The 22,191-nt window shown below is 65.0% G+C and carries 23 protein-coding genes and 1 pseudogene; 10 read left to right on the forward strand and 14 right to left on the reverse strand.

Translation table 11 applies throughout. The annotated features are described in order from the left end of the window. Positions 1-9: 9 nt before the first annotated feature. From THL1_RS15320 to THL1_RS15360, 8 genes are all read right to left on the reverse strand, one after another. On the reverse strand, positions 10-2,067 hold the full coding sequence (locus THL1_RS15320) for a carbon starvation CstA family protein (RefSeq protein ID WP_069084031.1): 2,058 nt from the start codon (positions 2,065-2,067) through the stop codon (positions 10-12). A 535-nt stretch (positions 2,068-2,602) separates the two neighbouring features. After that, a complete protein-coding gene (locus THL1_RS15325) occupies positions 2,603-3,220 on the reverse strand; it encodes a LysE family transporter (RefSeq protein WP_069084032.1) in 618 nt (205 codons plus the stop codon). Between the two features lie 121 nt (positions 3,221-3,341). Next, positions 3,342-3,917 (reverse strand): hypothetical protein, encoded by a 576-nt coding sequence (locus THL1_RS15330; RefSeq protein WP_069084033.1) that lies wholly within the window; start codon positions 3,915-3,917, stop codon positions 3,342-3,344. Between the two features lie 786 nt (positions 3,918-4,703). After that, a complete protein-coding gene (locus tag THL1_RS15340) occupies positions 4,704-5,567 on the reverse strand; it encodes an MBL fold metallo-hydrolase (RefSeq protein ID WP_069084035.1) in 864 nt (287 codons plus the stop codon). A 30-nt stretch (positions 5,568-5,597) separates the two neighbouring features. Further along, positions 5,598-6,029, reverse strand: a complete 432-nt coding sequence (locus THL1_RS15345; protein ID WP_069084036.1) for a DUF6691 family protein — start codon at positions 6,027-6,029, stop codon at positions 5,598-5,600. Next, complete coding sequence (locus THL1_RS15350) at positions 6,026-6,466, reverse strand: YeeE/YedE family protein (RefSeq protein ID WP_069084037.1); 441 nt, start codon at positions 6,464-6,466, stop codon at positions 6,026-6,028. Before THL1_RS15350 ends, THL1_RS15345 begins: the two co-directional genes overlap by 4 nt. A gap of 121 nt (positions 6,467-6,587) precedes the next feature. Beyond that, positions 6,588-6,857, reverse strand: coding sequence for a metal-sensing transcriptional repressor (locus THL1_RS15355; RefSeq protein ID WP_069084038.1), 270 nt, complete (start codon positions 6,855-6,857; stop codon positions 6,588-6,590). A 72-nt stretch (positions 6,858-6,929) separates the two neighbouring features. Continuing rightward, complete coding sequence (locus THL1_RS15360) at positions 6,930-8,999, reverse strand: putative bifunctional diguanylate cyclase/phosphodiesterase (protein WP_069084039.1); 2,070 nt, start codon at positions 8,997-8,999, stop codon at positions 6,930-6,932. Between the two features lie 296 nt (positions 9,000-9,295). On the opposite strand from THL1_RS15360, the gene THL1_RS15365 reads away from it, so the two are divergent. Together THL1_RS15365 and THL1_RS15370 are read left to right on the forward strand one after the other, a co-directional pair. After that, entirely contained in the window at positions 9,296-9,916 is a 621-nt protein-coding gene (locus THL1_RS15365) for a LysE family translocator (RefSeq protein WP_069084040.1), read from the forward strand. 263 nt (positions 9,917-10,179) lie between these two features. Continuing rightward, positions 10,180-10,953, forward strand: a pseudogene (locus THL1_RS15370) (extracellular solute-binding protein); the annotation flags it as partial. Positions 10,954-10,969: 16 nt separating this feature from the next. Here THL1_RS15370 and THL1_RS15375 read toward each other — a convergent pair. Continuing rightward, entirely contained in the window at positions 10,970-11,974 is a 1,005-nt protein-coding gene (locus tag THL1_RS15375) for an IS110 family transposase (protein WP_237234721.1), read from the reverse strand. A 113-nt stretch (positions 11,975-12,087) separates the two neighbouring features. Between THL1_RS15375 and THL1_RS15380 the strand changes: the two genes are divergently transcribed. The 7 genes from THL1_RS15380 (at position 12,088) to THL1_RS15410 (ending at position 17,762) form a co-directional block, all read left to right on the forward strand. After that, positions 12,088-12,492, forward strand: a complete 405-nt coding sequence (locus THL1_RS15380; RefSeq protein ID WP_414703674.1) for an extracellular solute-binding protein — start codon at positions 12,088-12,090, stop codon at positions 12,490-12,492. A 402-nt stretch (positions 12,493-12,894) separates the two neighbouring features. Next, complete coding sequence (locus tag THL1_RS15385) at positions 12,895-14,049, forward strand: amine dehydrogenase large subunit (protein ID WP_069084042.1); 1,155 nt, start codon at positions 12,895-12,897, stop codon at positions 14,047-14,049. Positions 14,050-14,061: 12 nt separating this feature from the next. After that, the gene (locus THL1_RS15390; RefSeq protein WP_069084043.1) at positions 14,062-14,601 is read left to right on the forward strand and encodes a MauE/DoxX family redox-associated membrane protein; all 540 of its coding nucleotides are present in this window, start codon (positions 14,062-14,064) and stop codon (positions 14,599-14,601) included. A gap of 3 nt (positions 14,602-14,604) precedes the next feature. Continuing rightward, positions 14,605-15,216, forward strand: coding sequence for a methylamine dehydrogenase accessory protein MauD (gene mauD / locus THL1_RS15395; protein WP_069084044.1), 612 nt, complete (start codon positions 14,605-14,607; stop codon positions 15,214-15,216). Positions 15,217-15,231: 15 nt separating this feature from the next. Then, positions 15,232-15,753: a methylamine dehydrogenase light chain gene (locus tag THL1_RS15400; RefSeq protein WP_069084045.1), complete on the forward strand. Its 522-nt coding sequence runs from the start codon at positions 15,232-15,234 to the stop codon at positions 15,751-15,753. A 17-nt stretch (positions 15,754-15,770) separates the two neighbouring features. Next, positions 15,771-16,298 carry a cytochrome C gene (locus tag THL1_RS15405; protein ID WP_069084046.1) on the forward strand — a complete coding sequence of 176 codons (528 nt, stop codon included), beginning with the start codon at positions 15,771-15,773 and terminating at the stop codon, positions 16,296-16,298. A gap of 285 nt (positions 16,299-16,583) precedes the next feature. Further along, positions 16,584-17,762 carry an MFS transporter gene (locus tag THL1_RS15410; protein WP_069084047.1) on the forward strand — a complete coding sequence of 393 codons (1,179 nt, stop codon included), beginning with the start codon at positions 16,584-16,586 and terminating at the stop codon, positions 17,760-17,762. Positions 17,763-17,900: 138 nt separating this feature from the next. Here THL1_RS15410 and THL1_RS15415 read toward each other — a convergent pair whose 3' ends face one another. The 5 genes from THL1_RS15415 to THL1_RS15435 all read right to left on the reverse strand — a co-directional run bounded on the left by THL1_RS15415 (position 17,901) and on the right by THL1_RS15435 (position 21,149). Continuing rightward, positions 17,901-18,125 carry a DUF3820 family protein gene (locus tag THL1_RS15415; RefSeq protein WP_069084048.1) on the reverse strand — a complete coding sequence of 75 codons (225 nt, stop codon included), beginning with the start codon at positions 18,123-18,125 and terminating at the stop codon, positions 17,901-17,903. A gap of 49 nt (positions 18,126-18,174) precedes the next feature. Further along, complete coding sequence (locus THL1_RS15420) at positions 18,175-18,501, reverse strand: DUF190 domain-containing protein (protein WP_069084049.1); 327 nt, start codon at positions 18,499-18,501, stop codon at positions 18,175-18,177. A gap of 39 nt (positions 18,502-18,540) precedes the next feature. Next, positions 18,541-19,284 (reverse strand): glucose 1-dehydrogenase, encoded by a 744-nt coding sequence (locus THL1_RS15425; RefSeq protein WP_177343834.1) that lies wholly within the window; start codon positions 19,282-19,284, stop codon positions 18,541-18,543. A gap of 220 nt (positions 19,285-19,504) precedes the next feature. Beyond that, the gene (locus THL1_RS15430; RefSeq protein ID WP_069084051.1) at positions 19,505-20,701 is read right to left on the reverse strand and encodes a CynX/NimT family MFS transporter; all 1,197 of its coding nucleotides are present in this window, start codon (positions 20,699-20,701) and stop codon (positions 19,505-19,507) included. Beyond that, positions 20,688-21,149: a nucleoside deaminase gene (locus tag THL1_RS15435; RefSeq protein WP_069084052.1), complete on the reverse strand. Its 462-nt coding sequence runs from the start codon at positions 21,147-21,149 to the stop codon at positions 20,688-20,690. Before THL1_RS15435 ends, THL1_RS15430 begins: the two co-directional genes overlap by 14 nt. Positions 21,150-21,262: 113 nt before the next feature. Between THL1_RS15435 and THL1_RS15440 the strand changes: the two genes are divergently transcribed. Continuing rightward, entirely contained in the window at positions 21,263-22,120 is an 858-nt protein-coding gene (locus THL1_RS15440) for a LysR substrate-binding domain-containing protein (protein ID WP_069084053.1), read from the forward strand. The last annotated feature ends 71 nt before the right edge of the window (positions 22,121-22,191 follow it).

Consider the following 22,191-nt stretch of genomic DNA (forward strand, 5'->3'; position numbering starts at 1 on the left):
GCGGTCTCCTCACGCGTCCGGAATCGGCTGGAACGGCGCTTCCTTGTCGGTGCGCTCAGACTTCATCCAGGCGCTGCGGCCCACCTTGATGGCGAAGAACAGGATGCTCAGCACCACGAAGAGGAACAGTACGGTCAGGGTCGCGTTGGTGTAGGCGTTGAAGATCACATGCTGCATCTGGCCCATGTCCTTGGCCGGAGCCAGGATCTGGCCGGCGTTTGCGGCATCGCTGTACTTCTTGGCCAGGGCCAGGAAACCGACCGCCGGGTTCGGGTCGAGCAGCTTGATCAGGCCCGCGGTGGTGGTGCAGATCAGCAGCCAGGTGGCGGGAATCAGCGTTACCCAGACGTAGCGCTGGCGCTTCATCTTGATCAGCACTACGCAGCCCAGCATCAGGGCGATACCGGCGAGCATCTGGTTGGAGATGCCGAACAGCGGCCACAGGGTGTTGATGCCACCCAGCGGGTCGATCACGCCCTGGTACAGCAGCCAGCCCCACATGGCCACGCAGCCGGCGGTGGCGATGACGTTGGCGGTCCAGGATTCGGTCTTCTTCAGGGCTGGGACGAAGTTGCCCAGCAGGTCCTGCAGCATGAAACGACCGGCACGGGTCCCGGCGTCCACCGCGGTGAGGATGAACAGCGCCTCGAAGAGGATTGCAAAGTGGTACCAGAAGGCCATGGTGTTCTCGCCCGGCAGCACCTGGTGAAGGATCTGCGCGATGCCCACGGCCAGGGTCGGCGCACCGCCGGCACGGGCCAGGATGCTGTGTTCACCGATATCGGTGGCGGTCTGCTGCAGCACTTCCGGCGTGATGGCGAAGCCCCAGCTGGTGACGGTGGCGGCGACGGCGTTGACGTCAGTGCCCACCAGCGCGGCCGGGCTGTTCATGGCGAAGTACACGCCCGGCTCGATCACCGAAGCGGCGACCATGGCCATGATGGCGACGAAAGACTCCATCAGCATGCCGCCGTAACCGATGTAGCGGGCGTGGGTTTCGTTGGCCAGCAGCTTGGGCGTGGTGCCCGAGGAGATCAGCGCGTGGAAGCCGGACACCGCACCGCAGGCGATGGTGATGAACAGGAACGGGAACAGCGTGCCCTTCCACACAGGGCCGGTGCCGTCGACGAACTGGGTCAGCGCCGGCATTTTCAGCTCGGGAGCGATAACCAGGATGCCGATAGCGAGACCGACGATGGTGCCGATCTTGAGGAAGGTCGACAGGTAGTCACGCGGGGCGAGGATCAGCCATACCGGCAGCACGGCGGCGACGAAGCCATAGCCGATCAGCATCCAGGTGATCTGCACGCCGGTGAAGGTGAAGGCCGGGCCCCAGACCGGGTCAGCGGCCACGATGCCGCCCAGCCAGATGGAGGCCAGCAGCAGCACCACGCCAATGAGGGAAATCTCGCCGATGCGGCCCGGGCGGATGTAGCGCATGTAGACGCCCATGAATACCGCAATCGGAATGGTCGCCATCACGGTGAACATGCCCCACGGGCTTTCCGCCAGGGCTTTCACTACGATCAGAGCCAGCACCGCGAGAATGATGATCATGATCAGGAAGCAGCCGAACAGGGCGATGGTGCCCGGAATCCGGCCCATCTCTTCGCGGACCATGTCGCCCAGCGAACGGCCGTTGCGGCGAGTGGAGAGGAACAGCACCATGAAGTCCTGCACCGCACCGGCCAGGACCACCCCGGCAATCAGCCAGAGGGTGCCGGGCAGGTAGCCCATCTGCGCAGCGAGTACCGGGCCCACCAGCGGGCCGGCGCCGGCGATGGCGGCGAAGTGGTGACCGAAGAGGATGTGCTTGTTGGTCGGAACGTAGTCCAGGCCGTCGTTGTTCAACACCGCAGGTGTTGCGCGGGAGGCATCCAGCTGCATCACCTTATTGGCGATGAACAGGCTGTAGTAACGGTAGGCAATCAGGTAGATCGCGGTTGCAGCAGTAACGATCCAGAGGGCGTTGATGGCTTCGCCCCGGCGCAGTGCCACGGTACCCAGCGCGAAAGCGCCAAGCAGGGCAACAGCGAACCAGGCGATTCGGGTAGCCAGTTGAGTCATTGAATTGTCTCCTGCCGCTTGGGATTACCTGCGGCGGCTTTTGTTGTTGTTTATGCCCGGATAAGGGCAGCCGACACTATCGGCGCCCAGCGCGCGCGGAGACATTCGCACAACTACGAAGCACGGCTACGTAATACTACGTAGCGAGCACGAACCAACGTGGTGCAAAGGCACTGGAACGCCCGATTGTGGGAGCGATTTCAATCGCCAAGCGGACCGCAGCTTCACCCTTCGACCTTGCAAGGGGCAGCTTCGCCGCACTTGGCGAGTAAACATCCACGTTCGTAGAACGTGGACTTGCGTTTGCCCCCTATCCTCACACGCAGCACCCGGCTGATCTGCGCCACCGTGCCCAGCCGTAGGGTGCGCCATGCGCACCGCGGCGATGGTGGCAACTCCGAGTCTGTCTCACGGTGCACGCGGCGCACCCTACGGGACCAGCAGCATCCTGCTGGTTCGCCGACTCGAATCGTCACAGGCAGAGCCGGTGACTCATGACCACGTTCAAATGAATTCGCCTCCCACAGAAAAGGCTTCAACGGTTCAGCAACAACCTGCCACCCAGCCCCAGCAGGAACACGCCCATCAGGGTCTCGAACACGGCCTTGAAACGCATGAAGCCGCCGCGCACCGCAGGGTTGGAGAAGAGCAGCGCCATCCCGCAGTACCAGAAGCCGGAGACCCCGGCGGCGATGACGACGATGGCCGCGTAGAACCAGGCCGGCGCATGCACCGGCACCATCACGGCGAAGATACTGCCGTAGAAGGCCAGCGCCTTGGGATTGGTCATGCTCACCAGGTAGCCCTTGCGCGCGGCGGCGAAGGCGCTGGATTCGAGCGTGCCCGGTGCGGCGGCGGTGGGCTTGCGGGCGCCGAGGATCATTCGTCCGCCCAGCCAGATCAGGTAGGCGGCGCCGGCCAGCTTGATGCCGAGATAGAGCCATTCCACCTGCGACACGATCAGCCCCAACCCGGCGACGGCCAGCAGCGCCCAGGTGGCGGAGGCAGCAGCCAGGCCAAGCCCGGTGGCCACGCCGGCACGGCGCGAACTCAGGGTCGCGGTGGAAGTGACGATGGCGAAATTGGGACCGGGGCTGACGACGCTCAGCACCAGTACGCCGGAAATGGCCAGCAACGCGCCGAGGTAATCCACGGCACCCTCCTGTCGTACGGGTCGGGGAAGATGCCGGCGAGTATATCCGGGTGCCGTTCCGGCAGTGATAGCCGGAGGTCGCCCCTCTCCCGGCCGGGAGAGGGGTCATGCGTGCAGGGCCTCAGGGCGTTGCCGGCAGGGGCGCATCGTCGTTCGGCTCATCCGGCGGGTTGTTTCTCACCCGCGGAATGCCTGCCGCGAACCAGCTGGAGTTGGCGGCGTTGCGGATCAGCAGCACGGGGCTGTCGCAGGGGTTTGGCGGCACAGGATCGAAGACGTCGTTGATGACGAAGTCGCCATCCTCGGTCAGTGGGACGCCCACCAGATCGGTGCTGCTTTCAGCGAAGGGCGGGACGCTGCCGCAGAACAGAGTGGCGAATACCGATTGCCCGGTGGCCCTGCCGATATTGTTGCCGCCGCCCAGGATCAGTCCGCGTCCTTCGGCCCGGAGTGCACCCGTGATGCTGACCCTGGCCTCGAAGGTGCGGATCACCCAGATCTGCCCGGCTGGCTGCACGCCGCGCACCAGGTTGCGATTGACGACGGTGGCGATGTTTTCGGTGCCCTGACCGCTGGAAACTGGCAACACCCCGATGCCGCCCCTGAAGCGCAGCAGATCGTCTTCAGCGAGGGCCGTGGAGGCCAGTGCGCCGGCAAGTAGCAGCACTGGAATGGAGATCGCGATTGTTCTTTTCATATCCGTACCTCCTGTCAGGCACCTGCCCAGGATGTGCAGGTAGCCACTGAACGGAGAAAGGAGGCGGGTCGGAAACCCGTGTCGCAAGCGGTGACCGCGCAGCGAGTGCGCCGCGCAATGGATGGGTCACTGGACTGGCGCTGGCTGTGCTGAGTGGCCAGGCGAACCGCCTTTCTCCTCCGGTGGTCTGTGGGCCTACAGGCCCCAAACCGTCCGTCAGAGTTGGCACGAGCGCGAACTGGATGGCGGGGGTGCTGAACTCTGGAAGTACTGCACTGGCGATTATAAGCCCGTGCCGTTGTGTCCCCCGTCCGCCCGTCCCCTGCCCGCTTCCTGGCCGTACCCCTCGTCGGGGACTCCCTGCGCCTCGTCAGCGGCCACTTCGGCGCCCAGCAAGGTCATCAGGAACAGCCAGACACAGGCACCGACCAATGGCCAACGGTTATTCCGGCGAAGCCGCCGGCCATGCAGGACAAACGCACGACTGCTCATAGGCACTGCTCCCGGCCAACGGCCCCGGGGGTCGTCGATCACCCGCGGGTGTCGATCTGGAACTTACAGAAAGGTTACGTCCCGCGACGAAGAAGCCCAGGCCTTCCATCGGACGATAACCGCCCTTCAGCTGTCGGATGCACGAACGCGGCTTCGAGCCGCAAGGCGCGCCTGCCACGCCCAGCGCATCAACTCAAGCGGGGCCTGGAGCGCCGTACCCAGGTCATCGCCCGCGCCAAGGACCTGGGCCTGGCCAACTGAGGCACCCTGCCCAGCAGCCTCGTCTATGGGTGCTCAGAGCACGTCCAGGGGGATTTTCAGGTAGCGGATGCCATTGTCTTCAGCGGGTGGTAACTGGCCGGCGCGCATGTTCACCTGCACCGCCGGCAGGATCAGCGCCGGCATGGAAAGGGTGGCGTCCCGGGCGGTGCGCATGGCGACGAAGGCGTCCTCATCGACGCCCTCGTGGGCATGCACGTTCTGCGCGCGCTGTTCCGCCACCGTGGTCTCGTAACGGTACTCGTCACGCCCAGGCGCCTTGTAGTCATGGCAGAGGAACAGCCGCGTCGCATCCGGCAACTCGAACAGACGCCAGATGGAGCGATACAGGGCGCGGGCATCGCCGCCGGGAAAATCGCAGCGGGCGGTGCCGTAGTCGGGCATGAACAGCGTGTCGCCGATGAACGCGGCATCGCCGACCAGGTAGGTCATGCAAGCTGGGGTATGGCCCGGCGTGTGGATCGCCAGCAGCTCCAGGTTGCCAATGCTCAGCCGGTCGTCATCGTTCAACAGGCGGTCGAACTGGCGACCATCGGTGGCGAAATCCGGCCCGGTATTGAACAGCGCGCCAAAGCGTTGCTGCACCTGGGTGATCAGACCGCCGATAGCAAGGTGTCCGCCCAGCTCGCGCTGGAGCCAGGCGGCGGCGGACAGGTGATCGGCATGGACGTGGGTTTCCAGCAGCCAGTCGACACCCAGCCCCTGCTCCCGCACGTAAGCAGCGATGCGCTCGGCCCCGGCATGGGAGGTGCGCCCGCTGGCGGCGCAGTAGTCCAGCACCGGATCGATGATGGCGCAGTGGCCGCTGGCTGGATCGCTGACGACGTAGCTGTAGGAACAGGTGGCCGGGTCGAAGAAGGCTTCCACGCAAGGATTCATTGGGTGATCTCCCATCCTGGTTTCTTCAGCTTAGTTTCCGGCCCGACCCTTGCGCTGACCTTCCAGGCCAGCGAACAGGAGCATCCCGCCCGACATCGCCAGGACAAACAGCCAGGCCTGCCAATGCCCGGTCAGCAGCAGCACCAGCGCCGGGCCCGGACAGATTCCAGCCATGCCCCAGCCCACGCCGAACAGCAGGCTGCCGCCGATCAGCCGACGATCGGGATCGCGCCTGGCCGGCAACTGCATGGGCTGCCCCAGCCAGGACTTCGGCAAGCGCCTGGCCAGGGCAAAGGCCGGCAGGGCGACCGCAATGGCGCCGGCCATCACCAGGGCCAGGGACGGGTCCCAGGCGCCGGCCAGGTCGAGGAAGGCGAGCACCTTGCCGGGGTCGGCCATGCCAGCGAGCAGCAGGCCCAGGCCGAAGAGCAGGCCGGCGAGAAACGCGCTGAACCTGTTCACAGGCCACCCCCGATCAGGTGCCGCAGCACATAGACGGTAAGGAAGCCCGTTGCCATGAAGGCCAGGGTCGCCGCCAGCGAGCGCGGCGACAGGCGCGCCAGCCCGCAGACCCCATGGCCGCTGGTGCAACCGGAAGCGTAGCGGGTACCGACGCCCACCAGCAGGCCGGCAACCAGCAGCGCCAGCCAGCCCGACTCGATCCGCAGCTGTGGCGCGCCGGCGATGGCCATCCAGAGCACCGGCGCCAACAGCAAGCCGAGGAGGAACAGCGCCTTTTCGCCCAGGCCATCGCCTTCGCGCTGCAACAAGCTGCCAAGTAGTCCGCTGATGCCGGCGATGCGGCCATTGGCGAGGATGAACAGGCTCGCGGACACGCCGATCAGCGCGCCGCCGGCCAGGGCACTCCAGGGGGTGAAAGCGGGCCAGTCGATGGTCATTGGGGACTCCTGGCCTCGGCGGCCGCAGGGATTCGGATGGCGCGATCATATACCCCCAGGGGTATACGATCCAGACGCACGAAACTCCAGGCGACGGGCAGCGAACAGCGCCCGGCCGAACTCAGGTGTACTTGGTGAAAATGGTGCGAACGCGCTCGAGGGTGTCGTCGGCATGCTGCTGGGGATCAAGCACGGCCGCTTCCAGCAGGCACATCAGCATCTGCTGGTAGGCGCGGTCCAACGCCTTGCGCGAGGCGCTGAACTGCTGGGCGATGGCCTCGCAATCGTCGCCACGGCGAATCATCGCCTGCAGGCCGCGAATCTGCCCCTCCACGCGGGCCAGGCGCTTGAGCATGGCGTCCTGGTGCGCGGCCACCACTTCATTGGTCATCGATTGCCTCTCCTGACGATTACCCCGGGGGGTATGAAGTTAGCGCAACCGCTCGCCGTGCGCACCGTTCACTCAGGCCAGTGCCTCGACTCCGACCATGAACTGGTCCGCCGGAACCGGCTTGCCGAACAGGAAGCCCTGCAGGGAATCGCACCCAAGGCCGGTGAGGAACGCCTGCTGGGATTCGGTCTCCACGCCTTCGGCGACGATGCGCAGGTCCAGCGCCTGGCCGAGGGCAACGATGGCCGAGACGATTGCCGCGTCGTCGCTGTCGCGTTCCAGGTCGCGGACGAAACCACGATCGATCTTCAGCTCGTTAGCCGGCAGCCGCTTGAGGTACAGCAGGCTGGAATAGCCGGTGCCGAAGTCGTCGATGGACAGGTCCACGCCCATCTCGGCCAGTTGGCGAAGGATTGCCAGGCTGCTATCGGCGTCCTGCATGGCGGTGGTCTCGGTGATTTCCAGGGTCAGGCAGTTGGCCGGCAGCGCGTACCGTTCCAGGGCCGCCTGCACACTGCCGACCAGGCCCGCATGGCTGAACTGCAACGCCGAGAGGTTGACCGCCACCCGCCAGTCGCGATGGCCTTCGGCGTACCACTGGCTCATCTGGCGACAGGCCTTTTCCAGCACCCAGTTGCCGATAGGGATGATCAGGCCGGTCTTTTCCGCCAGTTCGATGAACTGGTCGGGCATCAGCAAGCCACGCCGCGGATGCTGCCAGCGCAGCAGCGCCTCGGCGCCGATTACCTGGCGGCTGTCGCTCGCCGCGAACTTGGGCTGGTAATGCAGCACCAGTTCGTTGGCATCCAGCGCCTGGCGCAGGTCGTGCAGCAGTTGCAAGTGGTTGCGAGCATTGGTGTTCATCGACTGTTCGAAGAAGCTGTAGCCGTTCTTGCCCGCACCCTTGGCGTGGTACATCGCGGCGTCGGCGTTCACCAGCAGTTCCTGGCGGTTCGTGCCATCGCCAGGATACAGCGCGATGCCAACGCTGGTGGAGACCCGCAGCTCCTGGCCCTCCACCTCAAAGGCAGTGCCCACCAGCGCCACGAGTTGGCTGGCGAGATTCACGGCATCGTTCGGCTCGCCGAGGCTGGCCAGCAACACGAACTCATCGCCGCCAATGCGCGCCAGGGTGTCTTCCGCCCGCAGGTGCTCGCGCAGTCGCTGGGCCACGTCCCGCAGCAGCAGGTCGCCTACGTGGTGGCCGAAGGCATCGTTGATCGGTTTGAAGCCGTCCAGGTCCATGAACAGCAGGCCGAAGCCGCCGCCGTTGCGCGCGACCTTGAGGATGGCCTGGTCGATGCGGTCTTCCAGCAGCGTGCGGTTGGGCAGCTGGGTGAGGTTGTCGTGCAGGGCCAGGTGGGTCAGTTCCTGGTTGGCCTGCGCCAGGGAATCGGTGAGCTGGGCGGTTCGCGCTTCCAGGCGAGCGTCCAGAACCGATGTGAGCAAGGCGATGGCCAGCACCGCCAGGGTGACGACGATGACCAGGCTGGCCAGCCAGCGGCTGTCGAGCCCGGTGATGGCGGCGGCGCAGAAGCTGCCCAGCGGGAAGTTGGCAGCCGCCATGCCGGTGTAGTGCATGCCAACGATGGCCACGCCCATCACCAGCGCCGCCCCGACCCGAGCCAGGCGCACGAAGGGAGTGTCGTGGCGCAGGCGGAAGGCGATCCACAACGCCGCGCCGGAAGCGGCCACCGCGATGGCCAGAGAGAGGTAGAACAGGCCGGGGTCATAGTCGATGCCCGGCACCATGCGCATGGCGTGCATGCCCAGGTAATGCATGGAGCTGATCCCGGCGCCCATGGCCACGGCACCACAGAGCAACTGCCAGAGCGGCTGCTCGGGCTGGCTCACCAGCCACAGGGCGAAGCCGGATACCAGCACGGCGATCAGCAGGGACAACAGCGTCAGCGGCAGGTCGTAGCCCAAGGGAATGGGCAGACTGAACGCGAGCATGCCTATGAAGTGCATCGACCAGATGCCGATGCCCATGGCGATGGCACCGCCTGCAATCCACAGTACGGCGCCACGTCCCTGGCTGCTGGTCACCCGCCCGGCGAGATCCAGCGCCGTGTAGGACGCCAGGATGGCGACCAGCAGGGAAATGAGAACAAGGGAGTAGTCGTAGCTGCCCGTGAGCATGGAGAACCTTCAAGCGAAAACGCCGCCCTGCGCGGACGGCAAAAGGGGAGGCATTCTAAACAAAACTCGGAGAGGCCGGCGCCACCGTACGGCAGATCGCCACTATGTGGAGCAGGTCACTTGCTGTGTGGAGGAACTCATTCGCCAACCGGACCGCAGGTTTGGCCTTCAAGGTCACTGGGCGAGTCAGTAGCCCAATGAAATCCGGAGAATGTCCCACCACCGCTCCCGGATTGCATCCGGGCTACGACTAGCCAAGCTACGAAGTAGGCTGGTCTCATCCCCGGAGCCTCAACATGGCGATCCTGCTGTTTCTCAAGTCCTTCCTGATCGGCCTGTCCATCGCCGCCCCGGTGGGGCCCATCGGGCTGCTGTGCATCCAGCGCACCCTGAGTCATGGCGCGCGTATCGGCTTCATCAGTGGGCTGGGTGCGGCAACGGCAGACGCCTGCTACGGCGCGCTGGGCGCCTTCGGCATCGGTGCCATCACCCGCGCCTTCGTGGCGCTGGCCACCCCGCTCGCCCTGGCCGGCGCGTTGTTCCTGGCCTGGATGGGCCTGAAGATGCTGCGCGCCACGCCCCCCGAACGCGCCGCCAGTGTCGGTGACCCGGTACTGGCGCTGCCGGCCTTCGCTTCGGTGTTCCTGCTGACACTGAGCAACCCGCTGACCATCCTTTCCTTCGTTGCGATCTTCGCCACCCTGTCCGGCGGCGAGCCCCTGTCCGGCGCGGATGGCGGGCTCATGGTGCTGGGCGTGTTCTGCGGCTCGGCGCTCTGGTGGCTGACCCTCTGCCTCGCTGTGTCCAGGGTTCGCCACCGGCTGGGCGTTCGCGCCATGCAATGGATAGACCGCGGCGCAGGCGTCTGCCTGCTGGGATTCGCCGCCTGGCAGCTGGTTCGGGTGATTGCCAACTGAATCCTTGTGGGGGCGATTTCAATCGCTATGGGCAGCGCAGCTGCCCCCTTAAGCATCAGGATGCAGCCAGCTGGGTAGCCCGGTGCCATCGGCCGTTACGCCCGGTAATCCTACCCCCCTGCGTAACGCCCGAGTGGCGGTCCATAAACCGACATATATCGGCATTTCCAACCACATGGCGCGACACTTGCTTACATATTTGCGACCTAAACCGATAGATATCGATTTAGGCCCAACTCAAGCCCACCCAAAGGTTGCCGCAATTGATCAAGCACAGACTCCCCCGCGTCCTGGGCACCGCTTTGTGCGGCCTGCTCGCCACCCATGCACTGGCCGAAGAACGCACCCTGCGCGTCTACAACTGGTTCGACTACATCACCCCGCAGACGCTGGACAACTTCAAGAAGGAGAACGGCGCCAAGCTGATCTACGACATTTTCGACACCAACGAAGCGCTGGAAGCCAAGCTGCTCACGGGCAACTCCGGCTATGACGTGGTGGTGCCGTCCAACGTCTTCCTCGCCAAGCAAATCCAGGCCGACGTCTTCCAGCCGCTCGACCGCAGCAAGCTGCCCAACTGGAACCACCTGGACCCGCAGCTGATGAAGCTGATCGAGGCCAATGACCCCGGCAACCGCTTCGCCGTGCCCTACATGTACGGCACCGTGCTGATCGGCTTCAACCCGGCCAAGGTCAAGGCAGCACTGGGCGAGAACGCCCCGGTGGACAGCTGGGACCTGATCTTCAAGGAAGAGAACATCGCCAGGCTCAAGCAATGCGGCGTCGCCCTGCTGGACTCACCCTCGGAAATCCTGCCTATCGCCCTGCACTACCTGGGCCTGCCGCCCAACAGCAACCAGCCCAAGGACTACGACAAGGCCGCCGAGTTGCTGCAGAAAGTCCGCCCCAACATCGCCTACTTCCACTCCTCCAAGTACATGGCCGATATCGCCAACGGTGACATCTGCGTGGCCGTAGGCTATTCGGGCAGCTTCTCCCAGGCGGCCAACCGCGCCAAGGAAGCCGGCAACGGCGTAGATACCGTCTTGTTTTTTACTTCGCAATAGCCAGTTTGGGATCAAACGGCTCGCCTGATTTAAGCACGCCATAAGCGATGCATAGCAGCTTGCGCATGGCTGCGCAGACGATCTGTTTGCCGGCCTTACCGGCGCTGCGCATGCGCTCGGCCAGCGCGCGGATAGCTGGGTTGTAGGTCAGGGATACGACGGCTGGCAGATAGAGTCCTGCGCGCAACCTGGCAGAGCCCATCCGCGAGATACGAACATGGCCCTTGAGCGTGCCTGAGTCTTGCAACTTCGGGTTCAGTCCTGCAAAGGCGGTGACCGCTCGACTGTCCTCAAAGCGCTGGATATCGCCAAGCTCGGCCAGCAAGAGTCCCGCGGTTCGGTCTGCAATGCCATCGATGCTCTTGAGCAGGTTCCGTTGCCCCTTGAGATCATCGTTGTCGTCGAAGTGTTTTTCGATCGCCGCCAGCGTGTCCTGGATCTGTTGGCGGATGTGCTTGAGCATCGACTGAATCAATTCAATAGCTTTGTCATCATGCGTCACATCCAGACGGTTTTGCTCCATCTGCTCCAGCTCCTGAAGATCTTTCAGGCGGTGCGTAAGTGCTCTGAGGCGGCGAATCTTCGGCTTTTCAGGCTCCCAGGCACGCAGCTTGTCCTGATGCCTGCGGCCGTACTCTGCAATCATCTTGGCATCGACCTTGTCGGTCTTCACGCGCTGCAACTGGCTACTGGCGTAACGCGCCGTCTGGCTAGGGTTTAGCACGCAGACCTTGTAACCCCGTTCGTACAGCCATTGGGCAAGGGCCTCGTGGTAAATACCTGTCGCTTCCATCACGACCCAGGCCTGCGGCTCTGCGTACTTGCTCAACCACTGCTGCAAAACTTCGAAGCCGCCCTGGTCATTGCCCAGCTTGGCCTTGGTGCGGTACTTGCCGTTGGCTTGCAAGGTGGCGATATCGAATGTGTGCTTGGCAATATCAATGCCGACAACAACTCCCATCATGTCCTCCTGTGAAGGGCTGATCGTCACTGCATCCGTCCTACCTTGTTGATGCGAGCTCAAAGCTCTGGATACCGTTCGGACTTACTGGATGAGTGCGGAGGAGCGCAGCGCAATCTACGTTACAAGCTCGAGGCTTTAGGGTGGACACGGCTTGCGGTTCCTCCCCCGATGATCAGTCGGGGACTATCGCCTCTGAGGAGGCTCAAGTCGAGATACAAGTGGTGGACATGCGCCTGCCCAAGGAAGGCGCGCCGGTATGGTTCGACATGCTGGCCATCCCCAAGGGCGCGAAGAACCCCGAAGACGCCCATGCCTTCATCAACTACCTGCTGCAGCCCCAGGTGATCGCCCCGGTCAGTGACTTCGTCGGCTACCCGAACCCGAACAAGGACGCCACCGCCCTGGTCAACCCGGAAATCCGCAACAACCCCAACCTCTACCCCACCGCCGAAGCCCAGGCCACCCTCTTCACCCTGTTGCCGCTGGAGCGCAACGCCGAGCGCGCCCGCACCCGCGCCTGGACGAAGCTGAAGTCGGGAACCTGACGGTCTCGCGGTTCCTTGTAGGGACGAATTCATTCGCCAAGGGCAGCACAGCTGCCCCCTGAAGTATCGGGATGCCGAACCTGCGGTCCGGTTGGCGAATGAATTCACCCCTACAAGAGCTATCGCAACACCTAAAACCTGTAGGCGCGAATTTATTCGCCAAGGGCAGCGCAGCTGCCCCCGATGCACTCCCCAAGGCTCCCTCCCCAGCTCATCCCGCACCGGGTCTATGCTTTCTGTCGCGTTCTCCAAAGCGTTGGCAGCCTGCCAAAAGAAGTGGCACAGGCACACAAGGGGTTGGCACGGACAACAAGCTCCCCTCCGACAGCCAGGGGCAGACTAGGACTGCAGACTTCTGCCCTGCACCCGCGATAAATACCAATAATTCAGGGAGCCGCCCCTATGCGAATAACCAGGATCCTCGCCCAATCAACGCTGGCCCTGGGCGTCTCGCTCATCGGCCTCGGCAGCGCCAACGCCGAGCTGCCGGCCGATCCGGGCATCGGCCAGACCACCTTGCCCTTCCCGCCGGAACCGCACCGGGCCTACATCGTCGACGTGGAGTTCGAGAACTTCGTCGCCGGTCGCGTGACCGTGGTCGATCCGGAGAAGAAGAAAATGCTCGGCATGGTGAGCACCGGCTTCGCCGCGCCCTCGACCCTGAGCCGCGACGGCAAGACGCTCTACACCGCCGACCTGTTCTACTCCCGTGGTACCCGTGGCACCCGCACCGACGTGCTGACCGCGTGGGATACCAGCACCCTGTCGCCGTCCTGGGAAGTGCTGATCCCCACCAAACGCGCCGAAACCCTGACCCAGCGCTACGCCCTGGGCGCCAGCGCCGATGACCGCTTCGTCTACGTCTACAACTTCACCCCGTCCACTTCAGTGACCGTGGTCGATACCAAGGCCAAGGCAGTCGCCTCCGAAATCTCCATTCCCGGTTGCGTACTGAACTACCCGGTGGGCAAGCGCGCCTTCGCCTCCCTGTGCGGTGACGGCAACCTGCAAGTGGTGCGCCTGAGCGACGAAGGCAAGGAAATCTCCCGCAGCCACACCGCCTTCTTCGACCCTAACGCCGAGAAGCTGGTGGAACGCGCCTACGCCGTGGGTGACACCTACTACTTCGTCAGCACCACCGGCACCGTGCGCGGCGTGGACTTCTCCGGCCAGTCGCCGAAAATCCTCCCGGCCTGGGAACTGGTCGACCAGGACACCGAGAAGAAGGCGGGCTGGGCTCCGGGGGGCTGGCAGCTGATCACCGTCGCGCCCAAGCTGAACCGCCTCTATGTACTGATGCATGACGCCCATGAGCCGATGAAGTGGGAAGACCCGAGCCCCTTCGTCTGGGTCTATGACCTCAAGACCCACAAACGCATCGGCACCCTGGAAGCGCCGAACCCGATCTGGAGCCTGCACGCCACCACCGATGACCAGCCCCTGCTGCTGGGCACCAACATCAGCGGCGGCCTTGAGGTATTCGACCTGAAGAGCGGCAAGCACACCGGCACCATGGAACGCATCGCCAAGACGCCGATCCAGGTCCTCAGCCACTGACGAGGTGCAGCCATGCAACCTGATCCCATCTTCGTCATCGCTGCCGCCCTTGCGGTAGCGGTGATCCTGGCCAGCGCGGCGACCCACAAGCTGCGTGCGCCGGCTCGCTTCGCCAACCAGGTGGAGGATTACCAGCTGCTGCCGCGCGGCCTGGTGCGCCCGGTCGCAAGGGTGCTGCCCTTCATCGAAGTGGCCGTCGCCTTCGCCCTGCTGGTGCCCGCCAGCCGCCCGGTTGCTGCACTGGCCGCCGCCGTGCTGCTGGCCGGCTATGCCGGGGCGATCTCAATCAACCTGTGGCGCGGCCGCCGCGACATCGACTGCGGCTGCGCAGGGCCCGAACAGGCCCAGCCGATCCGCCCGGTGCTGCTGGCCCGCAACGCCGTACTGCTGGGCCTGGCGCTGGTCGCCAGCCTTGCCCCTCACAGCCGCGAGCTGGACGTGTTCGACAGCTTCGTCGTGATCGCCTCCGCTGCCGCGACCCTGCTTATTTATGCCGCTGCGGATGGCCTGATGGCCAACGCTCCCCGTCTGCTCAAACTTATTGGAAGGTGAATTATGGAAGCCCTGATCGTTTCCAACGTCCTGCTCTGGTGCCTCTTGATTGCCCTGGCCTTCGCCGTGATGGGCTTGGTTCGCCAGATTGGCGTGCTCCACGGCCGCCTGGCCCCGGCCGGTGCGCTGATGGTCGACAAAGGTGTCGCCGTCAACGAACCCGCTCCTAAAGTCACCGCCGCCGACCGTAACGGCCGCCCGGTGAACTTCGGTTATGCCGGCGAGAAAGCCCAGCTGCTGTTCTTCCTCTCGCCCACCTGCCCGATCTGCAAATCCCTGCTGCCAGCCATCAAGTCCATCGCCAAGGACCAGGCCGACCGCCTTGAAGTGGTCTACGTCAGCGACGGCGACATGGACGCCCAGCAGGCGCTGATCGCCGAGCACAAGCTGGAAGACGCCACCTACGTGGTCGGCCCGGAAGTGGGCATGACCTACCAGATCGGCAAGCTCCCCTACGCAGCACTGGTGGACAAGGCCGGTGTGCTGCGCTCCAAGGGCCTGGTGAACTCCCGCGAGCACCTGGACAGCCTGTTCGAAGCCGAACACCTGGGCAGCGCCACCCTGCAGCAGTACCTGCACAACCACTCGCACGCCCACGGCGCACACAACCACTAAGGAAGGGAGCTCTCCATGAAACTGCTAGACCGCTTGTTCGAGCGCTCCACGCGCCACGTTGCCGACACCACCTCGCGACGCAAACTCCTGGCCCGCCTGGGCTCGCTGATGGTCGCCGGTGCCGCCCTGCCGGTGCTGCTGCCCATCGACCGCACCAGCAAGGCCCTGGCCGCCGAAGCACCCAAGGCCGGCGACCCGGGTGATCCCAACAGCTGCGACTACTGGCGCTATTGCTCCATCGACGGCTTCCTGTGCAGCTGCTGCGGCGGCTCGGTCACCTCCTGCCCTCCGGGCACCGAGGCCTCCCAGGTGACCTGGATCGGTACCTGTCGCAACCCGGCCGACGGCAAGGACTACATCATTTCCTACAACGACTGCTGCGGTAAGCACAGCTGCGCCCAGTGCGCCTGCACCCGCAACGACAGCGAGGAGCCGATGTACCGTCCGTTCAACAACAACGACGTCAACTGGTGCCTGGCGGCCAAGTCGCACATTTACCACTGCACCGTCTCCATCATCCGCGGCGTCGCGATCTGACCTGCCGGAGGGCTGCCATGCGTTACCTGCTGATCACTGGACTGATGTGCGCCATGGCGGCCCCGCTGGCCCTGGCCCGCGCCATTCCGGACCCTGCACAGAAGCACGCACCGGGCAACGAAGCACTGCAAAAGCCCATCGCCCAGGCCGGCTACAGCACCCCGGTGAACTACCAGCTGCAATGCGCTGGCTGCCACCTGGGTGACGGCACCGGCTCCAAGGCCAACGACACGCCAAAGATGAAGGACTTCGTCGGCAACTTCCTAAAAGTGGAAGGCGGCCGCGAATTCCTGGTTCGGGTGCCGGGCATGTCCCAGTCGGCGCTGAACAACGCCCAACTGGCCGACCTGCTCAACTGGCTGATGCGCAAGGACGGCATGGCCGGCAAGAGCGTGCCGGACAGCTACCAGCCCTACACCGAGGCCGAAGTGGCAGCGGTGCGCAAGGTCGCCCTGCTCAACCTGCCGGATACCCGCGCAGGCCTGATCAGGCAGATGCGCGAGCAAGGCATCGCCATCGACGATGGAATGGACGACGCCTACTGAGTTTTATGCTGGACGGCTTGTGGCCCGCCTTATGGCGGGCCTTTTTTGTCTGCACGGTGGGGAGCCGAACTCCCGTAGGTTGGGCCGGGCGGCGATCCGCTGAGCTACGCGAAGCCCAACAATCGGTCGAGCAAGAGATGATGGCGTGTGTTCGCCGAGGCGATGGTTGTGACACCGAGTCTGTCTCCCGGTGTGCGCGGCGCACCCTGCGGGACCGGCAGAGCCGGTGACTCACGACCAGCTTCTTGCGTAACCTGAAACCATCCGCCCCCACAGGACAGGGACATGCTCGCTTCCACCACCACTCACCGCATCCCACGCGCGGTCTGGGCGCTGGGTTTCGTCAGCCTGTTCATGGACCTCTCCTCCGAGCTGGTGCACAGCCTGCTGCCGCTCTACCTGGTGGGCAGCCTGGGCGCCAGCATGCTGGCCGTGGGGTTGATCGAAGGCGTGGCCGAAGCCACGGCGCTGATCGTCAAGGTCTTTTCTGGCGCCATCAGCGATTTCCTCGGCAAACGCAAGGGCCTGCTGCTGCTCGGCTACGGGCTTGCGGCACTGACCAAACCGCTGTTCCCCGTGGCCGCCTCGGCCGACCAGGTACTGTTCGCCCGCCTGCTGGACCGCATCGGCAAGGGCATTCGCGGTGCGCCCCGCGATGCCCTGGTGGCCGACATCGCGCCGCCGGAAATCCGTGGTGCCTGCTTCGGCCTGCGCCAGGCCATGGACACCGTGGGCGCCTTCCTCGGCCCGCTGCTGGCCATCCTGCTGATGATCCTGCTCGCCGGTGATATCCACCTGGTGCTCTGGTTCGCCGTCCCGCCGGCACTGGTAGCGGTTGGCCTGATCCTGGTTGGCGTACGCGAACCCGACGCCCCGCCGCCGGGCCAGCGCCTGCGCTCGCCCATCCATTTCCGCGCCTGGCGCAGCTTCTCACCGGCCTACTGGTGGGTCGTGGGCCTGGGCGCGCTGTTCAGCCTGGCCCGCTTCAGCGAAGCGTTCCTGGTCCTGCGGGCTCAGGATGCAGGCTTCTCCGCCACCTGGGTGCCACTGGTGATGGTGGTGATGGCGGGTTTCTACATGCTCTCGGCCTACCCCGCCGGCAAGTTGTCCGATCGCGCGGGTCCAACCGGGTTGCTGGCATTTTCCCTGGCGCTCCTGCTCATCGCCGACCTGCTGCTGGCCAAGGCCGATTCCCCAGCCCTGCTGTTGGCCGGTGTCGCCTTCTGGGGTCTGCACATGGGCTTCAGCCAGGGCATCCTCGCGACGCTGGTGGCACACACCACACCCTCGGACCTCAAGGGCACCGCCTTCGGCCTGTTCAACCTGGCCAGCGGCGCCGCTCTACTGGTCGCGAGCGTACTGGCAGGCTGGCTCTGGCAGCAGCTGGGGGCGGCCAGCACCTTCCTGGCGGGTGCGGGGTTCTGCGTGGCAACGCTCCTGTTGCTGGCGCTGCGTCGATACTGATCGAACGTCGCAGCGATGAGCGTTGCCTGTAGGGTGCGCCGCGCGCACCAGCGGTATCTGGGCCCACGACAGTCCCTTCTGACGCCGAACCGGTCAGCACACCCTGCCTGGCCGGCTCCGCAGCACGCTCATGAACGATCAGAAGCGCGGTTGCCTCTTGCGCAACGGCTCCAGCAACGGCTTCAACCCGTTGTGGTCGATCTCCTGCATCAGCATCAGCAGCCGCCCGATCTCGCCCTTGGGGAACCCCTCGCGGGCGAACCAGTTGAGGTAGTGCCCGGGAAGATCGGCAATCACGCGGCCCTTGTACTTGCCGTAGGGCATCTCGCGGGTGACCAGGAGCAGCAGGTCTTCGGGGTTCATTGGCAAGCCTTGTCAGCGATCGAGCCGGCGATTGTCGCAGAGCCGCGGGTCAGGCATCCACCGGTGCGCCCAGCGCGCCGAACTCGGCCGGCACCCTGACGTAGAACAGGGGCACACCCTCCTCGTCCAGGCGCTTGAACAACGCATCGCACTCGTCTTCGCTCAGGGCCATGAGGATCAGCATCGGCTGGTCGGCCATTTCGAAGAAATGGTGGGAATGGAAATGCCGGGTATGGCCAAAGCCCTCGATCCCGGACACCAGGGTGGCACCGCGCAGGCCCATTTCCATGGCCAGGGCGACAATCCAGTCGGCCAGCATCTTGCCCTGGTGGCGGCGGTTCTGCTGGGTGTAGAGGGTAAGTTGGTAGCCTTTCATGCGACCTCCCAAATAGAGCCTGCTCACGATCGGCTGCGCTTAGATGATGCCGCCATTGACCCGCAACGTCTGGCCATTCACCCAGGCGCCTTCCGGGCTGACCAGGAAGGCCACCAGGTTGGCGATGTCTTCGGGATTGCCCAACCGTTCGAGGGGCGCCTGTTTGGTCAGGCGCTCCACCAGTTCCGCCGGTTTGCCCTCCAGGAACAGGTTGGTGGCCGTCGGCCCCGGTGCCACGCAATTGACCGAGATGTTCCGGCCGCGCAGTTCACGGGCGAAGATCGCGCTCATGGTTTCCACTGCGGCCTTGGACGCGGCGTAGATGGCATAGCCCGGCAGGCTGAGCCCAACGACGCTGCTGGACAGGTTGACGATGCGGCCGCCCGAGCGCAGGTGCGTGGCCGCCAGCTTGAGGGTGTTGAAGGTACCGCGCGTGTTGACGGCAAACAGGCGGTCATAGAGGGCCATTTCGGTGTCGGCCAGTGGTACCAGTCCGGGCTGGATCACCCCGGCGTTGTTGATCAGGATGTCGACAGCGCCAAATTCCATTTCCGTCTGGTCGAAGAGCACGGCGACCGCAACCGGGTCGCTGACATCGGCGAGCACCGGATAGGCCCTTCCGCCGGCTCGACGGATGTCTTCCACCACCTGTTCGGCGGACTCCGGGCGTGATGCGTAATTGACCACCACCTGGATACCCTCGCTGGCCAGGCGTCGCGCAATCGCGGCGCCAATGCCACGGGAGGCTCCGGTGACAATCGCGGTTCTGGCAGTTTGTGACATGCGGTTCTCCCGAGCAGCCCCTCGAAGCCGCGGCTGGTGCCGCTTGCAGGGCCTTTTCAGTGGTATAGCCGCAGATGGCGCCGTGTGCGGGACCGGTTATCCGAGACGGCCCGTAGGATCGAATTCATTCGCGAAGGGCTGCGCAGCCGCCCTGTCTTGATCGATCCACCCAGGCAGGTGGGAGAAGCCCCGCTGGTGGAAATGAAAGGCGATTTCCACCCTACCCCACCCCGGGCACTGGAGCCTTGACGACTGCTGGCCGATAGCTGGCCGGGCAGAACAACCGGGTCACGCCCAGCATCAGCAGCACGCTCACCACCAGCACCAGCCAGGCGGCGGCGAAGCTGCCGGTGAGTTCCCGCAGCCAGCCGCTGAGCCAGGGCGAGAAGGCATTGATCAGGAAGCCCACACCCTGCACGAACGCCGCAAGCTGCCCGGCCTCACGCGGGTCACGGCGATGATCGAGGGTTAGGATCAGGCTGAGGGCGAAGCAGGCGCCGAGGCCGAAGCCGATCAGCGCCACCCAGAGCGCGGACAGCTCCAGCGGTGCCCAGATCAGGCCGGCGAACCCGACCGCCTGGGCGGTCAGGCTCACCGACAGCAGCGGGCGGCGGTCGATGCTGCGCTGTGCCAGGGCAGGCATGCCCAGTGCCGCAATTACCTGGAAGATCGTCATGAACGCCAGCAACGAGCCGCTGCGGGCCGGGCTCCAGCCGAGCTGCTGATAGTAGGCCGGCAGCCAGGCGACCATGCTCATGTAGCCACAGTTCACCAGACCGAAGTACAGCGCCAGCAACCATGCACGACGGTTGCCGACGAATCGCGCGGACCGGCCGGCGACCGCAGGCTCGGCGCTGGGCAAGGGACGGGACAGCCAGAGCACCAGGGCCAGTAGCGCCGGCAGCAGCCGGAAACCAAGCCCGGCCTGCCAATGCTCGAAATGCTGGGCCAGCAGCGGACTGAACAGGGCGGACAGGCCACCGCCGCCCATCAGGGACGCCGAATAGACGCCCATGGTCAGTGCCACGCAGCCTTCGAAGCGGCGCTTGATCACCGCCGGCAACAGCGCCTGGATCAGTGCAACACCCGCGCCACCCAGCAGCGCTGTCGCCAGCAGCGGCCCGGCGTTTCCGCACAGCAGCCGCGCCAGGCAGGCCCCCGCAATCAGCGCCAGCCCAAGGCCGATGCCCCGACGCTCGCCGAGGCCACCGAGGCGGTTGCTCAACAGTGCCACCAGGCCCATGCAGACCACCGGCAGTGTGGTGAGCAATGCGGCGGTCTGGAAACCCATGCCGGTGGCACTGCGGATATCGGCCAGCAAGGGGCTGACCGACGCGAGGATGGGCCGCAAGTTCAGTCCAATGACGATGAGCAATGCCCAGGCGGCGAGCCTTTCCAGGCGCTCAGCGCGCGGCATGCAGAGCCTGCCAGCGGGCGTAGATTTCGCTCATGGCCGGTTGCGGCAGGTGCTGGATATCCAGCTGCTGGGCCTCCAGCGGCAGCGCCATCTGCTGGTACACCGCCGCCGAGGACAGGCCAAAAGGCTCGCCGACCGCATTGGCTGCGGCAAACACCACGCGCGCAACGCCACACAGGTGCATGGCCGCCAGACACATCGGGCACGGCTGGCCGCTGGCATAAATCACACAACCGTCCAGGCGCGGGCCCAGTTGGCGGCTGGCAGCGCGGATGGCCTGGAGCTCGGCGTGGCAGGTCGGGTCCTGGGTCAGGTGGATTTCGTTGACCGCGCGGGCCAGTACCTCTCCGTCACGAACCAGCAGTGCGCCGAACGGGCGGCCGCCCTGCTCCACGTTCTGCCGCGCCAGTTCCACGGCCTGTTCCAGGTAGTTGCGGTCATCAGGCATCGGGACTCCTCCGTTCATCAGGCAGGCATGCCTGGCGCGAAATTATGTCCAACAGGTCATGTATTCTGAAATTAAATATAATCATGCCAACCAGTGGCTCTTGGAATACCTTGATGTTCGATCTCCTCCTCCTGCGCAGCTTCGTCGCCGTGGCCGACTGCGGCAATTTCACCCGCGCCGCCGAGCGATTGCACCTTACCCAGTCGACCGTCAGCCAGCAGCTGCGCCGATTGGAAGAAAGCCTCGACTGCCGCCTGCTGGATCGCAGCCAGCGCCATGTGGTGCCCACGGCCGAAGGAGAACAGCTGCTGGGCTATGCGCGGCGCATCCTTGCCTTGCAGGACGAAGCCACCGAAGCGTTGCGCCACCAGCCCGGCAGCGGCGTATTGCGTCTTGGCGTGCCCGAGGATTTCGCCGCCGAACGGCTGATGCCGGTGCTCGCGGAATTCTCCGCCGCCTGGCCCGGCGTGCGCCTTGAGGTGACCAGCGGCCTCAGCCCGGAACTGCTGCGGCTGTACCAGGGCGGCGAGTTCGACCTGCTGCTGGTCAAGCGCATGAGTGACGGCGGCGACAGCCTGGCGTCATGGCCCGAGCCACTGGGCTGGGCGGACAGCGCCAGCCACCCCGCGTGTGGCCGCGAGCCGCTGCCGCTGGTGGTATTTCCCCCAGGTGGGCTCTACCGCAACGAGATGCTCCACGGGCTGGATGTGCAGGGCCGGCGTTGGCGTATCGCCTACTCCAGCGCCAGCCTGGCCAGCGTGCGCGCGGCGGTGGCGGCGGGGCTTGGCGTCAGCCTGCTGCCGTTGCGCGTGCTGGGACCGGAGCATCGCTTGCTGGGTGAAGAACACGGGTTGCCGGAGATCCAGGGGCTACGGCTGGCGCTCTATGGGCGGACGGGGTTGGGGCGTGCGGGGGATGAGCTGGTGGAGAGGTTGCGGGTGTTGTGTGAGGTGCCGGTTGTGGAGGGGTAAACCACCTACATCCTGCAGACTTCGGTTTCCCTCACCCCAACCCTCTCCCAGAGGGAGAGGGGCCGGGGGTG

The sequence above is a fragment of the Pseudomonas sp. TCU-HL1 genome (assembly GCF_001708505.1).
In the GTDB taxonomy this organism is placed as follows: Bacteria; Pseudomonadota; Gammaproteobacteria; order Pseudomonadales; family Pseudomonadaceae; genus Metapseudomonas.